A 21,874-nucleotide genomic window follows, 5' to 3' on the forward strand; every position below is an offset into this window, starting at 1 on the left:
CCGCAAGGCCCCCATTTATAAGTCAAGCGTTTAAGTGCTACCGCAGTTAGCCACCACTGCTGCGGCAACCAAATCCAAAGTTTCGGGAGAGTGAACATGGGCAAAATTATCGGTATCGACCTGGGGACTACCAACTCCTGCGTCTCCGTGCTGGAAAACGGCAAGGCAAAAGTTATTGAAAACGCTGAAGGCGCGCGTACCACGCCGTCGATCATCGCTTACGCCAACGATGGCGAAATTCTGGTTGGCCAGTCGGCCAAGCGTCAGGCTGTGACCAATCCGCATAACACCCTGTACGCGGTGAAGCGTCTGATCGGTCGTCGTTTCGACGAAGAAGTCGTACAGAAAGACATCCAGATGGTCCCTTACAAGATCGTCAAGGCTGACAACAGCGACGCCTGGGTTGAAGTGAACGGCCAGAAAATGGCGCCGCCACAAATCTCGGCTGAAATCCTGAAGAAAATGAAGAAGACCGCCGAAGACTACCTCGGCGAGACCGTGACCGAAGCGGTGATCACCGTTCCGGCCTACTTCAACGACAGCCAGCGTCAAGCGACCAAAGACGCCGGCCGCATCGCGGGCCTGGACGTAAAACGTATCATCAACGAACCAACCGCAGCCGCTCTGGCTTACGGTATGGACAAGGCCAAGGGCGATCACACCGTGATCGTTTACGACTTGGGCGGTGGTACTTTCGACGTTTCCGTGATCGAGATCGCTGAAGTCGATGGCGAGCACCAGTTCGAAGTACTGGCCACCAACGGTGACACGTTCCTGGGCGGTGAAGACTTTGACATTCGTCTGATCGACTACCTCGTCGACGAATTCAAGAAAGAAAGCGGCATGAACCTCAAGGGCGACCCGCTGGCCATGCAGCGCCTGAAAGAAGCCGCTGAAAAAGCCAAGATCGAGCTGTCTTCCGCTCAGTCGACCGACGTGAATCTGCCGTACATCACTGCAGACGCCACCGGTCCTAAGCACTTGAACGTGAAAATCTCGCGCGCCAAGCTGGAAGCGCTGGTTGAAGACCTGGTTCAACGCACCATCGAGCCTTGCCGCATCGCTCTGAAAGACTCCGGTATCGACGTTGGCGCTATCAACGACGTGATCCTGGTAGGCGGTCAGACCCGTATGCCACTGGTTCAGAAGCTGGTAACCGAGTTCTTCGGCAAAGAAGCTCGTAAAGACGTTAACCCGGACGAAGCGGTTGCCATGGGTGCTGCTATCCAGGGCGCCGTACTGGCTGGCGACGTGAAAGACGTTCTGCTGCTGGACGTTAGCCCGCTGACCCTGGGTATCGAAACCATGGGTGGCGTGATGACCGCGCTGATCGAGAAAAACACCACGATTCCTACCAAGAAATCGCAAGTGTTCTCGACTGCCGACGACAACCAGGGCGCCGTGACCATTCACGTGCTGCAAGGTGAGCGTAAGCAAGCGGCGCAGAACAAGTCCTTGGGCAAGTTCGACCTGGCCGAGATTCCACCAGCACCACGTGGCGTGCCACAAATCGAAGTGACCTTCGACATCGACGCCAACGGCATTCTGCACGTAGGCGCCAAGGACAAGGCCACCGGCAAGACTCAGTCGATCGTGATCAAGGCCAACTCCGGTCTGTCCGACGAAGAAATCGAGCGCATGGTGCGTGATGCCGAGGCGAACGCCGAGGAAGACCGCAAGTTCGAAGAGCTGGCCGCTGCCCGTAACCAGGGTGATGCACTGGTTCATTCGACGCGCAAAATGGTTGCCGATGCCGGCGATAAAGTGAGCGCTGAAGAGAAGACTGCAATTGAAGCGGCCGTAGTTGCCCTGGAAGCCGCCGTTAAAGGCGACGACAAGGCTGCTATCGACGCCAAGGTTGAAGAGCTGTCGAAAGTCTCCGCTCCAGTGGCGCAGAAGATGTACGCCGAACAGGCTCAGCCTGCTGAAGGCGCTGCACCGCAGGGCGAATCGGCTGAAAAGGCTGACGACGTTGTCGATGCCGAGTTCGAAGAAGTCAAAGACCACAAGTAAGTTGTTGGTCGGCCGGTTGACTGCCTTCAGGCGGTGACTGGTAGGATGTCGCCGCGCGGGAGCTTGCTCCCGCGTTGGCGTATCTGGAATACGCGAATTTTTACAGCATGCGACAAGGTTCGCGCGTTGTTGGCATGGCCGGGAATGCTCCTGCTTTCCGAGCTGAAAGTGCCAAATCGAAACAAAGACCAGGATCGTTGAATTGACGTGAGTTGGGTCCGGGCCTGTATTGGGGCTCAACGAGTTCGGCAAGGCTCAGGAGGGGTTTGTCGGACGTCCTTAAGAGTGCAAAGACTTATGGCAAAGCGTGACTATTACGAAGTATTGGGTGTTGAGCGTGGCTCAAGCGAAGCGGACCTGAAAAAGGCCTACCGTCGCCTGGCGATGAAGCATCACCCGGACCGTAATCCCGATGACAAAGCGTCGGAAGAAATGTTCAAAGAGGCCAATGAGGCCTACGAAGTGCTGTCCGACTCCAGCAAGCGTGCGGCGTACGACCAGTACGGCCATGCCGGTGTCGACCCGAGCATGGGTGGCGGCGGTGCCGGTTTCGGCGGGCAGAATTTCTCTGACATCTTTGGTGATGTTTTCAGTGACTTCTTCGGTGGTGGTCGCGGCGGTTCCCGTGGCGGCGCTCAGCGCGGCAGTGACTTGCGCTACACCCTGGAACTGGACCTTGAAGAAGCGGTACGTGGTACGACCGTGAATATCCGCGTTCCGACGCTGGTCAACTGCAAGCCTTGCGACGGCTCCGGTGCCAAGAAAGGTTCTGCGCCGGTGACCTGCCCGACGTGCGGCGGTATCGGCCAGGTGCGCATGCAGCAGGGCTTCTTCTCGGTGCAGCAGACCTGTCCGCGCTGCCATGGCCAGGGCAAGATCATTTCCGATCCGTGCGACTCCTGTCACGGCGAAGGTCGTGTCGAAGAGTACAAGACCCTGTCGGTGAAAGTGCCGGCCGGTGTCGATACTGGCGACCGCATTCGTCTGTCCGGCGAAGGCGAGGCGGGTGCCCAAGGTGGGCCGACCGGCGACCTGTACGTGGTCATCAATGTGCGCGAGCACTCGATTTTCCAGCGCGATGGCAAGCATCTGTTCTGTGAAGTGCCGATCAGCTTCGTTGATGCGGCGTTGGGTGGCGAGCTGGAGATTCCGACCCTTGATGGTCGGGTCAAGCTGAAGATCCCTGAGGGGACTCAGACCGGCAAGCAGTTCCGAGTTCGCGGCAAGGGTGTTGCGCCCGTGCGTGGCGGCGGTGCCGGTGATCTGATGTGCCGTGTGGCGGTTGAGACGCCGGTCAATCTGGGTCGTCGTCAGCGCGAACTGCTCGAAGAATTCCGCAGTTCCCTGGCTGATGACAACAGCCATTCGCCGAAAACCACTGGTTGGTTCGAAGGCGTGAAGCGCTTCTTCGGCGATTTGTAAGGAGACGGGCATGCGACGTATTGCAGTGATGGGCGCCGCCGGGCGCATGGGTAAAACCCTGATTGAAGCGGTACAGCAAGCACCGGGCGCGGGTCTGACGGCGGCGGTGGATCGCCCTGACAGCACGCTGGTCGGTGCGGATGCCGGCGAGCTGGCGGCTATCGGTCGCATCGGCGTGCCGTTGTCCGGTGATCTGGATCGGGTGGTCGACGAGTTCGACGTGCTGATCGATTTCACGCACCCGACCGTAACCCTGAAGAACCTGGCTTTCTGCCGTAAGTACGGCAAGGCCATGATCATCGGTACCACCGGTTTCAGCGTGGAAGAAAAGCAGTTGCTGGCGGAAGCGGGCAAGGACATTCCGATTGTTTTTGCGGCCAACTTCAGTGTAGGCGTCAACCTGTGTCTGAAGCTGCTCGACACGGCTGCCCGGGTACTGGGTGACGATGTCGATATCGAAATCACCGAGGCTCACCATCGTCACAAGGTCGATGCCCCGTCCGGCACTGCCGTGCGCATGGGCGAGGTGATTGCCGATGCGTTGGGTCGTGATTTGAAGAAAGTGGCCGTCTACGGTCGCGAAGGGCAAACCGGCGCTCGCGAACGCGAGACCATTGGTTTCGCCACCGTGCGCGCAGGTGACATCGTCGGTGATCACACCGTGCTGTTCGCCGCTGACGGCGAGCGTGTCGAAATCACGCACAAGGCGTCCAGTCGCATGACCTTCGCCAAGGGCGCGGTGCGCGCCGCGTTGTGGCTGGATGGGCGCGAGCCTGGTCTTTATGACATGCAAGACGTGCTCGACCTGCGTTAAGATGCACCCGAAATCGGGCTCGCGCACAGCGTTTGAGCCCGGTTTTACTCCGCCAGCGACGTCCTGTCGCATTCTCCAGCCTTTAAGGCTCATTGGCGGTAGACCAAAAAGGCCTTTTTCTGTAAGCTACAGCTTTAGTGTGTCCACTAAAAGCGCGCAGAATAATTCAGTGAAGAAGCGGGGTGACGTGTCCATACGTCACTCCGCTTTTTTACAACCTGCGATCGCCCTTTCAGGCTTTATTTACGGGAGGTCTTCTTGACTAAGCCAGCCATACTCGCCCTTGCTGATGGCAGCATTTTTCGCGGCGAAGCCATTGGAGCCGACGGTCAAACCGTTGGTGAGGTGGTGTTCAACACCGCAATGACCGGCTATCAGGAAATCCTTACCGATCCTTCCTACGCCCAACAGATCGTTACCCTGACTTACCCGCACATCGGCAACACCGGCACCACGCCGGAAGACGCCGAGTCGAACCGCGTCTGGTCTGCCGGCCTGGTCATCCGTGACCTGCCACTGGTTGCGAGCAACTGGCGTAGCACGATGTCCCTGTCCGATTACCTGAAGGCCAACAACGTTGTGGCCATCGCCGGTATCGACACCCGCCGCCTGACGCGCATCCTGCGTGAAAAAGGCGCGCAGAACGGCTGCATCATGGCCGGTGACAACATTTCCGAAGCCGCTGCGATCGCCGCCGCCCAAGGTTTCCCAGGCCTCAAAGGCATGGACCTGGCGAAAGTCGTCAGCACCAAGGAAAGCTACGAGTGGCGCTCGACTGTCTGGGATCTGAAAACCGACAGCCACGCGACTATCGAAGCCTCCGAGCTGCCGTACCACGTGGTGGCCTACGACTACGGCGTCAAGGTGAACATCCTGCGCATGCTGGTTGAGCGAGGTTGCCGTGTGACCGTCGTGCCTGCGCAAACCCCTGCCGCCGATGTGCTGGCGCTGAAGCCGGACGGCGTGTTCCTGTCCAACGGCCCTGGCGATCCGGAGCCTTGCGACTACGCGATCCAGGCGATCAAGGATGTGCTGGAAACCGAGATTCCGGTCTTCGGTATCTGCCTCGGTCACCAACTGCTGGCCCTGGCCTCCGGCGCCAAGACCTTGAAAATGGGTCATGGTCACCACGGTGCCAACCACCCGGTCCAGGATCTGGACAGCGGTGTGGTGATGATCACCAGCCAGAACCACGGTTTTGCCGTAGACGAAACGACCCTGCCAGCCAACGTTCGCGCGATCCACAAATCGCTGTTCGACGGCACCCTGCAAGGGATCGAGCGTACCGACAAGAGCGCCTTCAGCTTCCAGGGGCACCCGGAAGCCAGCCCTGGCCCGAACGACGTAGCGCCATTGTTTGATCGCTTCATCAACGAGATGGCCAAGCGACGCTGATCGCTCGCCCTGATGTAGCAAAGCTTGAGGGTGGTCCCGACACCGGTGGCCCCCTCAAGGCTTCAGAGATTGAACAAGACGGCTTGCCGACTGACCTGCGGATTTGAGTGACAAACCCATGCCAAAACGTACAGACATTAAAAGCATCCTGATTCTCGGCGCTGGCCCGATCGTAATCGGCCAGGCCTGCGAATTCGACTACTCCGGCGCCCAGGCCTGTAAAGCCCTGCGCGAAGAGGGCTATCGCGTCATCCTGGTGAACTCCAACCCGGCCACCATCATGACCGACCCGGCCATGGCTGACGCCACCTACATCGAGCCGATCAAGTGGCAGACCGTCGCCAAGATCATCGAGAAAGAACGTCCGGACGCGCTGCTGCCGACCATGGGCGGCCAGACCGCTCTGAACTGCGCCCTGGACCTGGAGCGCGAAGGCGTTCTGGAGAAGTTCGGCGTAGAAATGATCGGTGCCAACGCCGACACCATCGACAAGGCTGAAGACCGTTCGCGTTTCGACAAGGCGATGAAATCCATCGGCCTGGACTGCCCGCGGTCCGGTATCGCCCATAGCATGGAAGAGGCCAATGCGGTCCTCGAGAAGCTCGGCTTCCCGTGCATCATCCGTCCGTCCTTCACCATGGGCGGCACCGGTGGCGGTATCGCTTACAACCGTGAAGAGTTCGAAGAAATCTGCGCCCGTGGTCTGGACCTGTCGCCGACCAAAGAGCTGCTGATCGACGAATCGCTGATCGGCTGGAAAGAGTACGAGATGGAGGTTGTCCGCGATAAGAAGGACAACTGCATCATCGTCTGCTCGATCGAAAACTTCGACCCGATGGGTGTGCACACCGGTGACTCGATCACCGTGGCTCCAGCGCAAACCCTGACTGACAAGGAATACCAGATCCTGCGTAACGCCTCCCTGGCGGTACTGCGCGAGATCGGCGTTGAAACCGGCGGTTCCAACGTGCAGTTCGGTATCTGCCCGGATACCGGCCGCATGGTCGTGATCGAGATGAACCCGCGTGTATCCCGCTCCTCGGCGCTGGCCTCGAAAGCCACCGGTTTCCCGATCGCCAAGGTCGCGGCCAAGCTGGCCGTGGGTTACACCCTCGACGAGCTGTCGAACGACATCACCGGCGGCAAGACCCCGGCGTCCTTCGAGCCATCCATCGACTACGTCGTCACCAAGCTGCCGCGCTTCGCTTTCGAGAAGTTCGCCAAAGCTGACGCGCGCCTGACCACTCAGATGAAGTCGGTTGGTGAAGTCATGGCCATCGGCCGTACCTTCCAGGAATCCCTGCAGAAAGCCCTGCGCGGCCTGGAAGTCGGTGTTTGCGGTCTGGACGAGAAGCTCGACCTGAGCAATCCGGAAAGCATGAGCGTGCTCAAGCGCGAACTGACCGTGCCGGGCGCCGAGCGTATCTGGTACGTGGCTGACGCCTTCCGCGCCGGTATGACCGTCGAAGAAATCTTCGGCATGAACATGATCGACCCTTGGTTCCTGGTGCAGATCGAAGATCTGATCAAGGACGAAGAGAAGGTCAAGACCCTGGGTCTGTCGGCTATCGACAAAGACCTGATGTTCCGCCTCAAGCGCAAAGGCTTCTCCGATCAGCGTCTGGCCAAGCTGCTGGGCGTGACCGAGAAGAACCTGCGGACTCACCGTCACAAGCTGGAAGTGTTCCCGGTCTACAAGCGCGTTGACACCTGCGCCGCCGAGTTCGCCACCGACACCGCTTACCTCTATTCGACTTACGAAGAAGAGTGCGAAGCCGCGCCGTCGGGTCGCGACAAGATCATGATTCTGGGCGGTGGCCCGAACCGTATCGGTCAAGGTATCGAGTTCGACTACTGCTGCGTACACGCTGCCCTCGCACTGCGCGAAGACGGCTACGAAACCATCATGGTCAACTGCAACCCGGAAACTGTTTCCACTGACTACGACACGTCCGACCGTCTGTACTTCGAATCGGTAACCCTGGAAGACGTGCTGGAAATCTGCCGCGTCGAGAAGCCGAAAGGCGTGATCGTCCAGTACGGCGGCCAGACTCCGCTGAAACTGGCTCGTGCCCTGGAAGCCGCTGGCGTGCCAATTATCGGCACCAGCCCTGACGCGATCGACCGTGCCGAAGACCGTGAGCGTTTCCAGCAAATGGTTGAACGTCTGAACCTGCGTCAGCCGCCAAACGCCACCGTGCGCAGCGAAGACGAAGCAATTCGTGCCGCCAGCAAGATCGGTTACCCGCTGGTCGTACGCCCATCCTACGTACTGGGTGGACGCGCGATGGAAATCGTTTACGAAGAAGAAGAGCTCAAGCGCTACCTGCGTGACGCGGTGAAAGTGTCCAACGACAGCCCGGTGCTGCTCGACCACTTCCTCAACTGCGCCATCGAAATGGACGTGGATGCGGTCTGCGACGGTAAAGACGTCGTGATCGGCGCGATCATGCAGCACATCGAGCAGGCCGGCGTTCACTCCGGTGACTCCGCATGCTCGCTGCCGCCGTACTCGCTGCCTGCGCACATCCAGGACGAGATGCGTGACCAGGTCAAGAAAATGGCCCTGGAGTTGGGCGTGGTCGGCCTGATGAACGTACAGCTGGCGCTGCAAGGCGACGACATCTACGTCATCGAAGTCAATCCGCGTGCTTCCCGTACTGTGCCGTTCGTGTCCAAGTGTATCGGTGTTTCCCTGGCAATGATCGCGGCTCGCGTCATGGCCGGTAAGACCCTGAAGGAAATCGGCTTCACCAAGGAAATCATTCCGAACTTCTACAGCGTGAAAGAGGCGGTGTTCCCATTCGCCAAATTCCCTGGCGTTGACCCGATCCTCGGCCCAGAGATGAAGTCGACCGGCGAAGTGATGGGCGTGGGCGACACTTTCGGTGAAGCATTCGCCAAGGCCCAGATGGGTGCCAGCGAAGTACTGCCAACTGGCGGCACTGCGTTCATCAGCGTACGTGATGACGACAAGCCACTGGTTGCAGGCGTAGCCCGTGATCTGATCAACTTGGGTTTCGAAGTGGTTGCCACTGCCGGTACTGCCAAGCTGATCGAAGCCGCAGGCCTGAAAGTGCGTCGTGTGAACAAGGTGACGGAAGGGCGTCCGCACGTGGTCGACATGATCAAGAATGACGAAGTCACGCTGATCATCAACACCACCGAAGGTCGTCAGTCGATCGCTGATTCGTACTCCATTCGTCGAAATGCCCTGCAGCACAAGATCTACTGCACCACCACCATTGCTGCTGGCGAAGCCATCTGCGAAGCGCTCAAGTTCGGTCCAGAGAAGACCGTGCGTCGCTTGCAGGATCTACACGCAGGATTGAAGGCATGAGCATAACCAAGTACCCAATGACTGTTCAGGGCGCTCGCGCCCTGGAAGAAGAACATGCTCACCTGACCAAGGTCGTCCGTCCGAAGCTCAGCCAAGACATCGGTACGGCCCGCGAGTTGGGTGACTTGAAGGAAAACGCCGAATACCACGCTGCTCGCGAACAGCAGGGCATGGTCGAGGCGCGGATCCGTGACATTGAAGGCCGGATTCAGAATCAGGTTGTCATCGATGTCACGACCATTCCTCACACCGGCAAAGTGATTTTTGGCACGACCGTCGAGATCGCCAATGTTGAGACGGATGAGCGCGTCACTTACCACATCGTGGGTGAGGACGAGGCTGACTTCAAACTCGGCAAGATTTCGGTCGGTTCGCCATTGGCTCGCGCCTTGATTGCCAAGGAAGAGGGTGATGTCGTGGCGGTGAAGACGCCTGGTGGCGTTATCGAGTACGAGATTGTCGAAGTTCGCCACATCTGAAGGCCGGCGCTCGCTTCTTGCGGGTGCCATGCTTTGGCAGCTGGCCCAGATGTTGTGGGTCGGCGGCTTATGGTTGTTGCACATCGGTTTGCTACCGGTGCTGGGCCGAATTGGCCTGGCGCCGCTGCTGATCGACGAATTTACGGCATGCTGAAGGCGCTGATGGTGAGGTTAGCAGCAGCGTGCGTGATTTTTCAGGCTTTGGTGCTGATCGAGGCCGAGGGCCTTGTCAGTCTATGGCGGGATTTTCGTGGGTGGAGTGGCAGGGTGCGCGAAGCACACCCTTGACCCTTGCCATCACTTGAAGCGATGAACGTTCGACAGCTGCTTGTTGACGCTGAAGTTCTTGCGGTAAATCAGTGCCATCTTGCCGATGACTTGAACCAGATCCGCTTTGCCGACCTTGCAGAGTTCTGCAATGGACGCCAGGCGCGATTCGCGATCGAGGATGTTGAGCTTGATTTTAATCAGCTCGTGATCCGCCAAAGCGCGTTCAAGTTCGGCTAACACACCTTCAGTCAAACCGTTGTCAGCCACAATCAAAACTGGTTTCAGATGGTGGCCAATGGATTTGTACTGTTTCTTCTGCTCTTGAGTGAGCGGCATAATCTGACCCTTTCGTCTGGATTCTGTAAAATGGCGGCCATTTTACCCGAGGGCTCGTGGATCCGCCCAATTAATCACGACCCTTATTATCGAGGTGCCCAATGGCGCGTTCCAAGACAAGCCTTGGTTGGCTGAAAAGACATGTCAATGATCCTTATGTGAAGCAGGCGCAGAAGGATGGCTACCGCTCGCGTGCGAGTTACAAACTCCTGGAGGTCCAGGAGAAATACAAGCTGATCCGTCCAGGTATGAGCGTTGTCGACCTGGGTGCGGCCCCCGGTGGCTGGTCGCAGGTCACTAGCCGGCTGATTGGTGGCCAGGGGCGTTTGATCGCCTCGGACATACTGGAAATGGACAGCATTCCGGACGTCACTTTCATCCAGGGTGACTTCACTCAGGATGAAGTGCTCGCCCAGATCCTTGAGGCCGTGGGTAATTCGCAGGTGGACCTTGTGATTTCCGATATGGCCCCCAATATGAGTGGTACGCCTGCAGTAGACATGCCAAAAGCCATGTTTCTTTGCGAGCTGGCGCTTGATTTGGCGGAGCGGATACTCAAGCCGGGTGGCAATTTCGTGATCAAGGTTTTTCAGGGCGAAGGGTTCGATGCTTACGTGAAAGGCACTCGTCAGAAATTCGACAAGGTCCAGATGATCAAGCCAGACTCTTCCCGTGGCAGTTCCCGCGAGCAATACATGCTGGCTTGGGGTTACCGCGGTCGTAGCGAGTAAAACGAGGTTTTTCGACCGGGGCGATAGGATTTTCGTATTTCGCCTTGTAAGAATTAGCGAATATTGTGTAGGAAGTGTTTCACAAAGGGTTACAGACGGCGCCTGCCAAGTTGTAGGTAATGTAGTAAGTTAGGCCGGTGAATATCATGCGAAGCGCGCGCCATCAGCGGCGCTTGCTTCAGAGGGTAGTTAATTGAACGATATGGCAAAGAATCTGATCCTGTGGTTGATCATCGCGGCTGTCCTGGTGACAGTGATGAACAACTTCTCCAGCCCTAATGAGCCGCAGACCCTCAACTATTCCGACTTCATCCAGCAGGTCAAGGATGGCAAGGTCGAGCGCGTAGCGGTTGACGGCTACGTGATTACCGGCAAGCGCAGCGATGGCGACAGCTTCAAGACCATTCGTCCGGCGATCCAGGACAATGGCCTGATCGGCGACCTGGTGGATAACCATGTCGTGGTCGAAGGCAAGCAGCCTGAACAGCAAAGCATCTGGACCCAGCTCCTGGTCGCAAGCTTCCCGATCCTGGTGATCATCGCCGTGTTCATGTTCTTCATGCGCCAGATGCAGGGTGGCGCTGGTGGCAAGGGCGGGCCGATGAGTTTCGGCAAAAGCAAGGCACGCCTGCTCTCCGAAGATCAGGTGAAAACTACCCTGGCTGACGTTGCCGGTTGCGACGAAGCCAAGGAAGAAGTAGGTGAACTGGTCGAGTTCCTGCGTGATCCGGGCAAGTTCCAGCGTCTGGGCGGCCGGATTCCTCGTGGCGTACTGATGGTCGGTCCTCCGGGTACCGGTAAAACCTTGCTTGCCAAGGCCATCGCCGGCGAAGCCAAAGTGCCGTTCTTCACCATTTCCGGTTCCGACTTCGTCGAAATGTTCGTCGGTGTTGGTGCCAGCCGCGTTCGCGACATGTTCGAACAGGCCAAGAAACACGCGCCATGCATCATCTTCATCGATGAAATCGACGCTGTTGGTCGCCACCGTGGTGCCGGTATGGGCGGCGGTCACGACGAACGGGAGCAGACACTCAACCAGTTGCTGGTAGAGATGGACGGCTTCGAAATGAATGACGGCATCATCGTGATCGCAGCGACCAACCGTCCTGACGTACTCGACCCTGCATTGCTGCGTCCGGGCCGTTTCGACCGTCAGGTCGTGGTCGGTTTGCCGGATATCCGTGGTCGTGAGCAGATTCTCAAAGTCCACATGCGCAAAGTGCCAATGGGTGACGACGTCGCTCCGGCAGTGATCGCTCGTGGTACGCCTGGTTTCTCCGGTGCCGATCTGGCCAATCTGGTGAACGAGGCGTCGTTGTTCGCTGCCCGTGCCGGCAAGCGCATCGTCGAGATGAAAGAGTTCGAACTGGCCAAAGACAAGATCATGATGGGCGCTGAGCGCAAGTCCATGGTCATGTCCGAGAAAGAAAAGCAGAACACCGCTTATCACGAGGCAGGCCATGCCATTGTCGGTCGCGTCGTGCCAGAGCATGATCCGGTTTACAAGGTGTCGATCATTCCGCGCGGTCGCGCGCTGGGTGTGACCATGTTCCTGCCGGAAGAAGATCGTTACAGCCTGTCCAAGCGTGCACTGATCAGCCAGATCTGCTCGTTGTACGGGGGGCGTATCGCTGAAGAAATGACCTTGGGCGTCGATGGTGTTACCACCGGTGCTTCCAACGACATCATGCGCGCCAGCCAGATTGCGCGGAACATGGTGACCAAGTGGGGTCTATCGGAAAAACTCGGTCCGCTGATGTACGCCGAAGAAGAGGGCGAGGTGTTCCTCGGTCGTGGCGGTGGTGGTCAGGGCGCGAGCTTCTCCGGTGAGACCGCCAAGTTGATCGACTCCGAAGTGCGCAGCATCATCGATCAGTGTTACGGCACTGCCAAGCAGATCCTCACGGACAACCGTGACAAGCTTGATGCCATGGCCGATGCCCTGATGAAGTATGAAACGATCGATGCTGAGCAGATCAACGACATCATGGCAGGTCGACCACCTCGCGAACCTCGCGACTGGTCGGGTGGCACTGGCACTTCCGGAACCCCTCCGGTCGTGCAAGACGAGCGTCCGGAAACACCTATTGGCGGTCCGGCTGCTGACGTTTAAGGTTTGAAATGACTTCTGTTCAGTCCTCGACCCGGTTGCCTTGCGGCAACCGGGTTCTTGATTTGGCCCAGACGCATGTCATGGGCATTCTCAATGTCACTCCCGATTCCTTCTCCGACGGTGGGCGGTACAGCCAGCTCGACGCGGCGCTGCGTCACGCTGAAGCCATGGTTTTAGCTGGGGCAACGCTGATCGACGTCGGGGGCGAGTCCACGCGTCCAGGTGCGAAGACGGTATCGCTACTTGAGGAGCTTGAGCGCGTAGCGCCTATCGTTGAGCGCATCAGTCGCGAATTGGATGTGATCATCTCGGTCGACACGTCCACGCCTTCGGTCATGCGCGAAACGGCACGCTTGGGTGCCGGTTTGATCAATGATGTGCGTTCGTTGCGTCGTGATGGCGCGCTGGATGCCGCGGCAGCCACCGGACTGCCGGTTTGCCTGATGCATATGCTCGGTGAGCCTGGCGATATGCAGGACAATCCGCATTATCAGGACGTTACGAAAGACGTGGGTGCGTTTCTCGCCGAGCGCATGGTGCAGTGCTCTTTGGTGGGTATTCCTCCAGAGCGGATCATCCTCGATCCTGGCTTTGGCTTCGCCAAGACGTTGCAGCACAATCTAAGCTTGTTCAAGCATATGGAGGCCTTGCATGCCTTGGGGCGGCCCCTGTTGGTCGGGGTTTCGCGAAAGAGCATGATTGGGCAGGCGTTGGGTCGTCCGGTAGGAGAGCGACTGTTTGGTAGTCTGGCGCTCGCGGCGCTGGCTACAACAAAGGGGGCGTGTATATTGCGCGTCCATGATGTCGCCGAAACAGTGGATGTGGTGCGGATGATTGCCGCAGTGGAATCAGCCGAATAAGAATGATGGAGTCCTTATGAGCAAAAAATACTTTGGCACCGATGGTATTCGTGGCCGTGTCGGCGAGTATCCGATTACTCCTGACTTCATGCTTAAGCTCGGCTGGGCTGCCGGCATGGCATTCCGGAAAATGGGTGCCTGCAAGGTCTTGGTAGGTAAGGACACGCGGATCTCCGGTTACATGTTTGAATCCGCGCTTGAGGCCGGTCTTACGTCGGCTGGCGCTGATGTGTTGCTGCTGGGTCCGATGCCGACGCCGGCGATTGCATACCTCACACGTACTTTTCATGCCGAAGCCGGCATCGTGATCAGTGCGTCGCACAACCCGCATGATGACAATGGCATCAAATTTTTCTCCGGCAAGGGCACAAAGCTGCCGGATGAAATCGAGCATATGATCGAAGAACTACTCGACACTCCAATGACCGTTGTGGAGTCGAGCAAGATCGGCAAGGTTTCGCGAATCAACGACGCGTCCGGTCGATACATTGAGTTCTGCAAGAGCAGCGTGCCAACCGGTACCAGTTTTACCGGCCTTAAAATCGTGATCGATTGTGCGCACGGTGCAACCTACAAAGTGGCGCCGAGTGTTTTTCGTGAGCTGGGGGCCGAAGTTGTCGTCCTGTCCGCGCAACCAAATGGTCTGAATATCAACGAAAACTGCGGATCGACCCATATGGGTCAATTGCAGGCTGCTGTCGTGGCTGAGCAGGCTGATCTGGGTATTGCGTTCGATGGTGACGGCGATCGAGTGCAGATGGTTGATCACACAGGTGCTGTAGTGGATGGCGATGAGTTGCTGTTTATCATTGCCCGTGATCTTCATGAGCGCGACAAGCTGCAAGGTGGCGTGGTTGGAACGCTGATGAGTAATCTGGGGCTGGAGCTGGCCCTGGCGGATCTGGGTGTTCCATTCGTGCGCGCGAATGTCGGTGACCGGTATGTGATTGCCGAGCTGCTTGAGCGTAACTGGATTTTGGGTGGCGAAAACTCGGGGCATGTCGTGTGCTTCAGTCATACAACCACCGGTGACGCGATCATTGCAGCGTTGCAGGTATTGATGGCGTTGAAGACTCGCGAAGAAGGTCTGGCGCAATCCCGCCAGACACTGCGCAAGTGTCCCCAAGTGCTGATCAATGTGCGTTTCGATGGCGGTGCAAACCCCCTTGAGCATTCATTGGTCAAAGAGGCCAGTGAGCGAGTGACGAAATCCATGGCGGGGCGTGGGCGAGTACTGTTGCGCAAGTCCGGGACCGAACCGCTGGTGCGTGTCATGGTCGAAGGCGAAGACGAAACACAGGTTCGTGGCTATGCCGAAGAGCTGGCGAAACTGGTTGCTGAAGTTTCTGCCTGAATTCGGCTTGCCAGTCTTGATTGTGTTGGGTAACATCTGCGCCCACTTTGACCGACGAGGTACAGCATGCGTCGCCCTATGGTAGCTGGTAACTGGAAGATGCACGGTACCCGCGCCAGCGTCGCTGAGCTGATCAATGGCCTTCGTCAATTGGCCTTGCCGAGCGATGTTGATGTAGCGGTATTCCCGCCTTGCCTGCATATCAATCAAGTGATTGATGGTTTGGAAGGAAAGTCGATTTCGGTCGGCGCGCAGAATGCTGCGGTGGAAGCCATGCAAGGTGCGTTGACCGGTGAGATTGCGCCGAGTCAGTTAGTGGATGCAGGTTGTTCCCTGGTGCTTGTTGGGCACTCCGAGCGCCGCCAGATTATGGGCGAGCAGGACGGAATGCTGATTCGCAAGTTCGCAGCGGCACAGGCAAGTGGCTTGATTCCGGTGCTGTGCATAGGGGAGACCCTGGAGCAGCGTGAAGCCGGAAAAACTCTAGAGGTTGTCTCGCGTCAGCTTGGCAGCATCATCGAGGAGCTGGGTGTCGGTGTGTTTGCAAAGGCAGTAATCGCTTACGAGCCGGTCTGGGCCATTGGCACCGGGCTGACTGCTTCGCCGCAACAGGCGCAGGATGTGCACGCAGCCATCCGCGCTCAGTTGGCGGCAGAGAATTCTGAAGTCGCACAAGGTGTGCGGCTTCTATACGGCGGCAGCGTGAAGGCGGCCAATGCGGTCGAACTGTTCGGCATGCCGGATATCGATGGGGGTCTCATTGGTGGGGCTTCCCTGAATGCAGATGAGTTCGGTGCGATCTGTCGCGCCGCGGGAAACTGAAAAAATGCTGGAAACAGTCGTAGTCGTTTTTCATCTGCTGGGTGCATTGGGCGTAGTTGCTCTGGTTTTGCTGCAGCAGGGTAAAGGTGCGGATGCTGGCGCGTCTTTCGGAGCAGGTGCTTCAAATACTGTGTTCGGAAGCCAAGGTTCCTCTACCTTTCTTAGTAAGTTTACTGCTATACTTGCCGCAGGTTTTTTCATAACCAGCTTAGGGTTAGGTTACTTTGCTAAAGAGAAAGCTCACCAGCTGACTCAAGTAGGTCTCCCAAATCCAGCAGTGTTGGAAGTTCCAAAGCAACAACCGGCTTCTGATGATGTCCCGGTGCTTCAAGAGCAAAAGTCGGCTACTCCAGCGACTGACGTACCTCCAGCTCAAGAGCAGAAGTAAGAAGGGTTTCAAACGTAGTTTTGCCGAGGTGGTGGAATTGGTAGACACGCAACCTTGAGGTGGTTGTGCCCATAGGGTGTAGGGGTTCGAGTCCCCTTCTCGGTACCAATTAGTCAGGAGAGCCCGCTGTTGCGGGCTTTCTTGCAGGTGGAAGGTTACATTGACCCTGTAGGGGATCGGTCGTATACTTCCGCCCCAGCTTTGTCGCGGGGTGGAGCAGTCTGGTAGCTCGTCGGGCTCATAACCCGAAGGTCGTCGGTTCAAATCCGGCCCCCGCAACCAGTTTAAGGAGCCCCTTTTAAGGGGCTTTTTGTTAGCTGGACACTTTCAACGCCGCTGTTCGACGGCGTTTCAAGGATGGGCGTTTCGCCCATTTTTTTATTTTGCATAGCATGCACATACATGCACTAGGGGGTTCAGGTGTCGAGCAAGCTAGAAGAGTTGCAGGCCTTGCTGGCCCCGGTGGTCGTGGCCCTAGGCTATGAATGCTGGGGTATCGAGTTTTCGGCTCAGGGTCGTCACTCGATGTTGCGCGTTTATATCGATAAAGAGGGCGGTGTGCTGGTGGACGATTGCGCCATTGTCAGCCGTCAGATCAGCGGTGTACTGGATGTTGAAGATCCAATCTCCGTTGAGTACACCCTTGAAGTTTCCTCGCCTGGCATGGAACGCCCTCTGTTCACTATTGAGCAGTTTGCAAAATTTGCCGGTGAACAAGTGAAGATCAAGCTGCGCTCGCCTTTTGAAGGACGACGCAACTTTCAGGGCCTTCTGCGCGGCGTAGAAGAGCAGGATGTCGTGGTGCAGGTGGAAGACCATGAGTTCCTGTTGCCGATCGATATGATCGACAAGGCCAACATTATTCCCAGTTTTGACTGAGGCGTGCCAGATACTGCGGATCCCGCGGATCCAATGGCTTGCGAAAGGCGAGGCGTACGATGAGCAAAGAAGTACTGCTGGTTGTTGAGTCGGTATCCAATGAAAAGGGTGTACCGGCAAACGTGATTTTTGAAGCGCTGGAGCTGGCTCTGGCCACCGCTACCAAAAAGCGTTTTGAGGACGAAGTCGATCTGCGTGTGGAAATCAATCGCCACACCGGTGCTTATGAGACTTTCCGTCGCTGGACAGTCGTCGAAGAAGACGACCTGGACGATCCAGCTATCGAAACCTGGCCGAGCAAGGTTGCTGAAACGCATCCTGGCGCCAAGGTGGGTGATGTCGTCGAAGAGAAAATCGAGTCCATCGAATTCGGTCGCATCGCTGCACAGACTGCCAAGCAAGTCATCGTGCAGAAGGTTCGCGAAGCCGAGCGCGCCCAGGTTGTTGACGCTTATCGCGAGCGCCTGGGTGAGATCATCTCTGGCACCGTGAAGAAAGTGACCCGCGACAACGTGATCGTCGATCTGGGCAACAACGCCGAAGCGTTGCTGGCCCGTGAAGACATCATTTCTCGTGAAACCTTCCGGGTTGGCGTGCGTCTGCGTGCGCTGCTCAAGGAAATCCGCACCGAGAACCGCGGCCCGCAGCTGATCCTGTCGCGTACCGCGCCGGAAATGCTGATCGAGCTGTTCCGTATCGAAGTGCCGGAAATTGCTGAAGGCCTGATCGAAGTAATGGCTGCCTCCCGTGATCCGGGTTCGCGCGCCAAGATCGCCGTCCGCTCCAAGGACAAACGCATCGACCCGCAGGGCGCTTGTATTGGTATGCGCGGTTCGCGCGTCCAGGCAGTGTCGGGCGAGTTGGGCGGTGAGCGTGTGGACATCGTCCTGTGGGACGACAACCCGGCTCAGTTCGTGATCAACGCCATGTCCCCGGCGGAGGTTGCGGCAATTATCGTTGACGAAGATGCCCATGCAATGGACATCGCCGTTGGCGCAGACAATCTGGCTCAGGCCATCGGTCGCGGTGGTCAGAACGTGCGTCTGGCTAGCCAGTTGACTGGCTGGACCCTGAACGTGATGACCGAATCGGACATCCAGGCTAAGCAGCAAGCAGAAACCGGCGACATCCTGCGCAACTTCATCGACGAGCTGGAAGTCGACGAAGAACTGGCTCAGGTTCTGGTTGATGAAGGCTTCACCAGCCTGGAAGAGATTGCCTACGTACCGTTGGAAGAAATGCTCAACATCGACGGCTTTGACGAAGATATCGTCAACGAGCTTCGCGCTCGTGCCAAGGATCGTTTGTTGACCAAAGCCATCGCTACTGAGGAAAAGCTGGCAGACGCCCATCCGGCCGAAGACCTGCTCTCGCTTGAGGGTATGGACAAGGATTTGGCGATGGAACTGGCGGTGCGCGGCGTAATTACCCGCGAAGACCTGGCCGAGCAGTCTATTGACGACCTGCTCGACATCGACGGCATTGACGATGATCGTGCCGGCAAGTTGATCATGGCCGCCCGAGCCCACTGGTTCGAGTAATTAGGCGCGGCCTGAGGAGAGAAGTGCATGACGCAAGTCACGGTGAAACAACTGGCCGATGAGGTCAAAACACCGGTAGAGCGCCTGTTGCAGCAGATGCGTGAGGCAGGTCTGCCGCACACCGCCGCCGAAGAAAATGTGACTGACAGTGAGAAGCAATCGTTGCTGACTCACTTGAAAAGCAGCCACAAGGCGAAAGTGGAAGAACCACGCAAGATTACGCTGCAGCGTAAAACCACCAGCACCCTGCGTGTTGCTGGCAGCAAAAGCATCAGCGTTGAAGTGCGCAAGAAGAAAGTCTTCGTGCAGCGCAGCCCGGAAGAAATCGAAGCCGAGCGCAAGCGTGAAATGGACGAACGTCGCGCAGTAGAAAATGCTGCACGTCAGAAGGCTGAAGAAGAAGCCAAGCGTCGCGCCGAAGAAGAAGCGCGTCGCCAGCCTGCTGGTGCGTCAAACGCTAAAGCCGAACCTGTTGCAGCGCCTGCTGCGGTGGCCGAGCCAGTGCGTGACAGCGCGCCGGTTGCGGCAGCCGCTCCGGCACCTGCGGCCGATGCCCGCAAGCGTGACGAACAGCGTCGCCCGGACAAGCCACGTGCCGACGATAACAGTCGTCGCGGTAGCGGCGATGGCGAGCGCAAAAACGCTCCGCATCGTGCTTCGGTCAAGGAAAAGGCTCCGGCTCCACGCGTTGCCCCACGTACTACCGACGAAGAAAGCGATAGCTTCCGTCGTGGTGGTCGCGGCAAGGCCAAGCTGAAGAAACGCAACGCCCACGGTTTCCAGAGCCCAACCGGCCCTGTTGTGCGCGAAGTGAAGATCGGCGAGACCATCACTGTTGGCGATCTCGCTCAGCAGATGTCGGTCAAGGCTGCTGAAATCATCAAGTTCATGTTCAAACTGGGTACTCCAGCGACCATCAACCAGGTACTGGATCAGGAAACTGCCCAACTGGTTGCGGAAGAGCTGGGCCACAAAGTGACCCTGGTCAGCGACACCGCCCTGGAAGATTCCCTGGCCGAGTCCCTGAAGTTTGAAGGCGAGGCCGTTTCCCGTGCGCCAGTCGTGACCGTAATGGGCCACGTTGACCACGGTAAGACTTCCCTGCTCGACTACATCCGTCGTGCCAAGGTTGCTGCTGGCGAAGCCGGTGGTATCACCCAGCACATCGGCGCTTACCACGTTGAAACCGACCGTGGCATGGTGACGTTCCTCGACACCCCGGGTCACGCCGCGTTTACCGCAATGCGTGCCCGTGGTGCCAAGGCGACCGACATCGTGATCCTGGTGGTTGCAGCGGACGACGGCGTGATGCCGCAGACCATTGAAGCTGTCCAGCACGCAGTAGCGGCCGGTGTTCCACTGGTTGTTGCAGTGAACAAGATCGACAAGCCTGGTGCTGACCTCGATCGCATCCGTAGCGAACTGTCGGTTCACGGCGTGACGTCGGAAGAGTGGGGTGGTGACACGCCGTTCGTACCGGTTTCGGCGAAGATGGGTACTGGCGTCGACGAGCTGCTCGAAGCTGTATTGCTGCAAGCCGAAGTCCTGGAACTGACCGCAACGCCATCGGCTCCTGGCCGTGGTGTCGTGGTTGAGTCCCGTCTGGACAAGGGCCGTGGCCCGGTGGCTACCGTGCTGGTTCAAGACGGTACCCTGCGCCAAGGCGACATGGTCCTGGTCGGTTCGAACTATGGTCGTGTACGTGCCATGCTCGACGAGAACGGCAAGCCAATCAAGGAAGCCGGTCCGGCCATCCCTGTCGAGATCCTCGGCCTGGACGGTACCCCGGACGCTGGCGACGAGATGAGCGTGGTTGCCGACGAGAAGAAAGCCCGTGAAGTGGCTCTGTTCCGTCAAGGCAAGTTCCGCGAAGTCAAGCTGGCCCGTGCTCACGCAGGCAAGCTGGAAAACATCTTCGAAAACATGGGTCAGGAGGAGAAGAAGACGCTCAACATCGTCCTCAAATCCGATGTCCGTGGTTCGTTGGAAGCGTTGAACGGTGCCTTGAACGGCCTGGGTAACGACGAAGTGCAAGTGCGTGTAGTGGGTGGCGGTGTCGGTGGTATCACCGAGTCCGACGCCAACCTGGCACTGGCCTCCAACGCTGTACTGTTCGGCTTCAACGTGCGTGCCGATGCCGGCGCGCGCAAGATCGTCGAGCAGGAAGGTCTGGATATGCGTTACTACAACGTGATCTACGACATCATCGAAGACGTCAAGAAAGCCCTGACCGGTATGCTCGGCAGCGATGTTCGCGAGAACATCCTGGGTATCGCCGAAGTGCGTGACGTGTTCCGTTCGCCGAAGTTTGGTGCGATCGCCGGTTGCATGGTTATCGAAGGTGTTGTGCACCGTAACCGTCCAATCCGTGTACTGCGTGAAGACATCGTTATCTTCGAAGGCGAGCTGGAATCCCTGCGCCGCTTCAAGGATGACGCTTCCGAAGTACGTGCCGGCATGGAATGCGGTATCGGCGTGAAGAGCTACAACGACGTTAAAGTCGGTGACAAGATCGAAGTCTTCGAGAAGGTGCAGGTTGCTCGCAGCCTCTAACTCGCGCACTTCAAGAGCCGTGATGGGCATGCGCATGCAAATGCGCAGTTCGTCACCCGGACTCTAAACGCAACGCCCGGTCTGGCTTCTGTCAGGCCGGGCGTTTGCCGCTTTCAGACCACACGGGTTTCACCGTGGGGCAGTAACAGGTAACAAGACATGGCAAAAGAATATAGCCGTACCCAACGTATCGGCGATCAGATGCAGCGCGAGCTGGCACAACTGATCCGTCGTGAAGTCAAAGACCCGCGCGTCGGCCTGGTCACCATTACCGCTGTGGAAGTCAGCCGTGACGTTGGTCACGCCAAGATTTTCATCACTGTGATGGGCCAGGACAGCGCTGAAGAAATTGCACAAAGCATCAAGGTGCTCAACTCCGCCGCCGGTTTCCTGCGCATGCAGTTGGCCCGTGAGATGAAGCTGCGCAGCGTTCCACAGTTGCACTTCCACTACGACGAAAGCGTCGTGCGTGGTGCGCATCTGTCGGCGTTGATCGAGCGCGCAGTGGCTGAAGACAACCAGAACCTGGTTGCCGCAGAACCCGAAGACACCAAGGAGTAATCG

At 57.8% G+C, this 21,874-nt stretch carries 17 protein-coding genes, 2 tRNA genes and 1 pseudogene; 19 read left to right on the top strand and 1 reads right to left on the bottom strand.

The window, feature by feature from the left end:
• Positions 1 to 96 precede the first annotated feature (96 nt).
• The 7 genes and pseudogenes from dnaK to CKW19_RS13985 form a co-directional block, all read left to right on the top strand.
• The gene (dnaK, locus tag CKW19_RS13955) at positions 97 to 2,013 is read left to right on the top strand and encodes a molecular chaperone DnaK (RefSeq protein ID WP_095058366.1); all 1,917 of its coding nucleotides are present in this window, start codon (positions 97 to 99) and stop codon (positions 2,011 to 2,013) included.
• 297 nt (positions 2,014 to 2,310) lie between these two features.
• Positions 2,311 to 3,435 (top strand): molecular chaperone DnaJ, encoded by a 1,125-nt coding sequence (dnaJ, locus tag CKW19_RS13960; protein WP_095058367.1) that lies wholly within the window; start codon positions 2,311 to 2,313, stop codon positions 3,433 to 3,435.
• 10 nt (positions 3,436 to 3,445) lie between these two features.
• Positions 3,446 to 4,249 (top strand): 4-hydroxy-tetrahydrodipicolinate reductase, encoded by an 804-nt coding sequence (dapB, locus tag CKW19_RS13965; protein ID WP_095058368.1) that lies wholly within the window; start codon positions 3,446 to 3,448, stop codon positions 4,247 to 4,249.
• 258 nt (positions 4,250 to 4,507) lie between these two features.
• Positions 4,508 to 5,644 (top strand): glutamine-hydrolyzing carbamoyl-phosphate synthase small subunit, encoded by a 1,137-nt coding sequence (carA, locus tag CKW19_RS13970; protein WP_095058369.1) that lies wholly within the window; start codon positions 4,508 to 4,510, stop codon positions 5,642 to 5,644.
• Between the two features lie 118 nt (positions 5,645 to 5,762).
• Positions 5,763 to 8,984: a carbamoyl-phosphate synthase large subunit gene (gene carB / locus CKW19_RS13975; RefSeq protein WP_095058370.1), complete on the top strand. Its 3,222-nt coding sequence runs from the start codon at positions 5,763 to 5,765 to the stop codon at positions 8,982 to 8,984.
• Between the two features lie 2 nt (positions 8,985 to 8,986).
• A complete protein-coding gene (gene greA / locus CKW19_RS13980; protein WP_053154907.1) occupies positions 8,987 to 9,463 on the top strand; it encodes a transcription elongation factor GreA in 477 nt (158 codons plus the stop codon).
• 28 nt (positions 9,464 to 9,491) lie between these two features.
• Positions 9,492 to 9,718: pseudogene (locus CKW19_RS13985) on the top strand (MFS transporter); the annotation flags it as partial.
• Between the two features lie 42 nt (positions 9,719 to 9,760).
• Here the strand turns inward: CKW19_RS13985 and CKW19_RS13990 are convergent.
• Positions 9,761 to 10,069, bottom strand: a complete 309-nt coding sequence (locus CKW19_RS13990; protein WP_007942889.1) for a YhbY family RNA-binding protein — start codon at positions 10,067 to 10,069, stop codon at positions 9,761 to 9,763.
• Between the two features lie 101 nt (positions 10,070 to 10,170).
• Between CKW19_RS13990 and rlmE the strand changes: the two genes are divergently transcribed.
• The 12 genes from rlmE to rbfA all read left to right on the top strand — a co-directional run bounded on the left by rlmE (position 10,171) and on the right by rbfA (position 21,871).
• A complete protein-coding gene (gene rlmE / locus CKW19_RS13995) occupies positions 10,171 to 10,800 on the top strand; it encodes a 23S rRNA (uridine(2552)-2'-O)-methyltransferase RlmE (protein WP_095058371.1) in 630 nt (209 codons plus the stop codon).
• Positions 10,801 to 11,002: 202 nt separating this feature from the next.
• Entirely contained in the window at positions 11,003 to 12,913 is a 1,911-nt protein-coding gene (gene ftsH / locus CKW19_RS14000; RefSeq protein ID WP_095058372.1) for an ATP-dependent zinc metalloprotease FtsH, read from the top strand.
• Between the two features lie 8 nt (positions 12,914 to 12,921).
• Entirely contained in the window at positions 12,922 to 13,773 is an 852-nt protein-coding gene (folP, locus tag CKW19_RS14005; RefSeq protein ID WP_095058373.1) for a dihydropteroate synthase, read from the top strand.
• A 16-nt stretch (positions 13,774 to 13,789) separates the two neighbouring features.
• Positions 13,790 to 15,127: a phosphoglucosamine mutase gene (glmM, locus tag CKW19_RS14010; protein ID WP_095058374.1), complete on the top strand. Its 1,338-nt coding sequence runs from the start codon at positions 13,790 to 13,792 to the stop codon at positions 15,125 to 15,127.
• Positions 15,128 to 15,193: 66 nt separating this feature from the next.
• The gene (gene tpiA / locus CKW19_RS14015) at positions 15,194 to 15,949 is read left to right on the top strand and encodes a triose-phosphate isomerase (RefSeq protein WP_095058375.1); all 756 of its coding nucleotides are present in this window, start codon (positions 15,194 to 15,196) and stop codon (positions 15,947 to 15,949) included.
• Between the two features lie 4 nt (positions 15,950 to 15,953).
• Positions 15,954 to 16,337 (top strand): preprotein translocase subunit SecG, encoded by a 384-nt coding sequence (secG, locus tag CKW19_RS14020; RefSeq protein WP_017336473.1) that lies wholly within the window; start codon positions 15,954 to 15,956, stop codon positions 16,335 to 16,337.
• A 22-nt stretch (positions 16,338 to 16,359) separates the two neighbouring features.
• Positions 16,360 to 16,445, top strand: a tRNA-Leu gene (locus CKW19_RS14025).
• Positions 16,446 to 16,542: 97 nt separating this feature from the next.
• A tRNA-Met gene (locus CKW19_RS14030) sits at positions 16,543 to 16,619 on the top strand.
• Positions 16,620 to 16,757: 138 nt separating this feature from the next.
• Entirely contained in the window at positions 16,758 to 17,216 is a 459-nt protein-coding gene (gene rimP / locus CKW19_RS14035; protein WP_038843818.1) for a ribosome maturation factor RimP, read from the top strand.
• A 59-nt stretch (positions 17,217 to 17,275) separates the two neighbouring features.
• Positions 17,276 to 18,757 carry a transcription termination factor NusA gene (gene nusA / locus CKW19_RS14040; RefSeq protein WP_093226792.1) on the top strand — a complete coding sequence of 494 codons (1,482 nt, stop codon included), beginning with the start codon at positions 17,276 to 17,278 and terminating at the stop codon, positions 18,755 to 18,757.
• A gap of 27 nt (positions 18,758 to 18,784) precedes the next feature.
• On the top strand, positions 18,785 to 21,310 hold the full coding sequence (gene infB, locus CKW19_RS14045) for a translation initiation factor IF-2 (protein WP_095058376.1): 2,526 nt from the start codon (positions 18,785 to 18,787) through the stop codon (positions 21,308 to 21,310).
• 159 nt (positions 21,311 to 21,469) lie between these two features.
• On the top strand, positions 21,470 to 21,871 hold the full coding sequence (rbfA, locus tag CKW19_RS14050) for a 30S ribosome-binding factor RbfA (protein WP_053154395.1): 402 nt from the start codon (positions 21,470 to 21,472) through the stop codon (positions 21,869 to 21,871).
• Positions 21,872 to 21,874 lie beyond the last annotated feature (3 nt).

The sequence above is a fragment of the Pseudomonas sp. Irchel s3f7 genome, from assembly GCF_900187615.1.
Lineage (GTDB): Bacteria > Pseudomonadota > Gammaproteobacteria > Pseudomonadales > Pseudomonadaceae > Aquipseudomonas.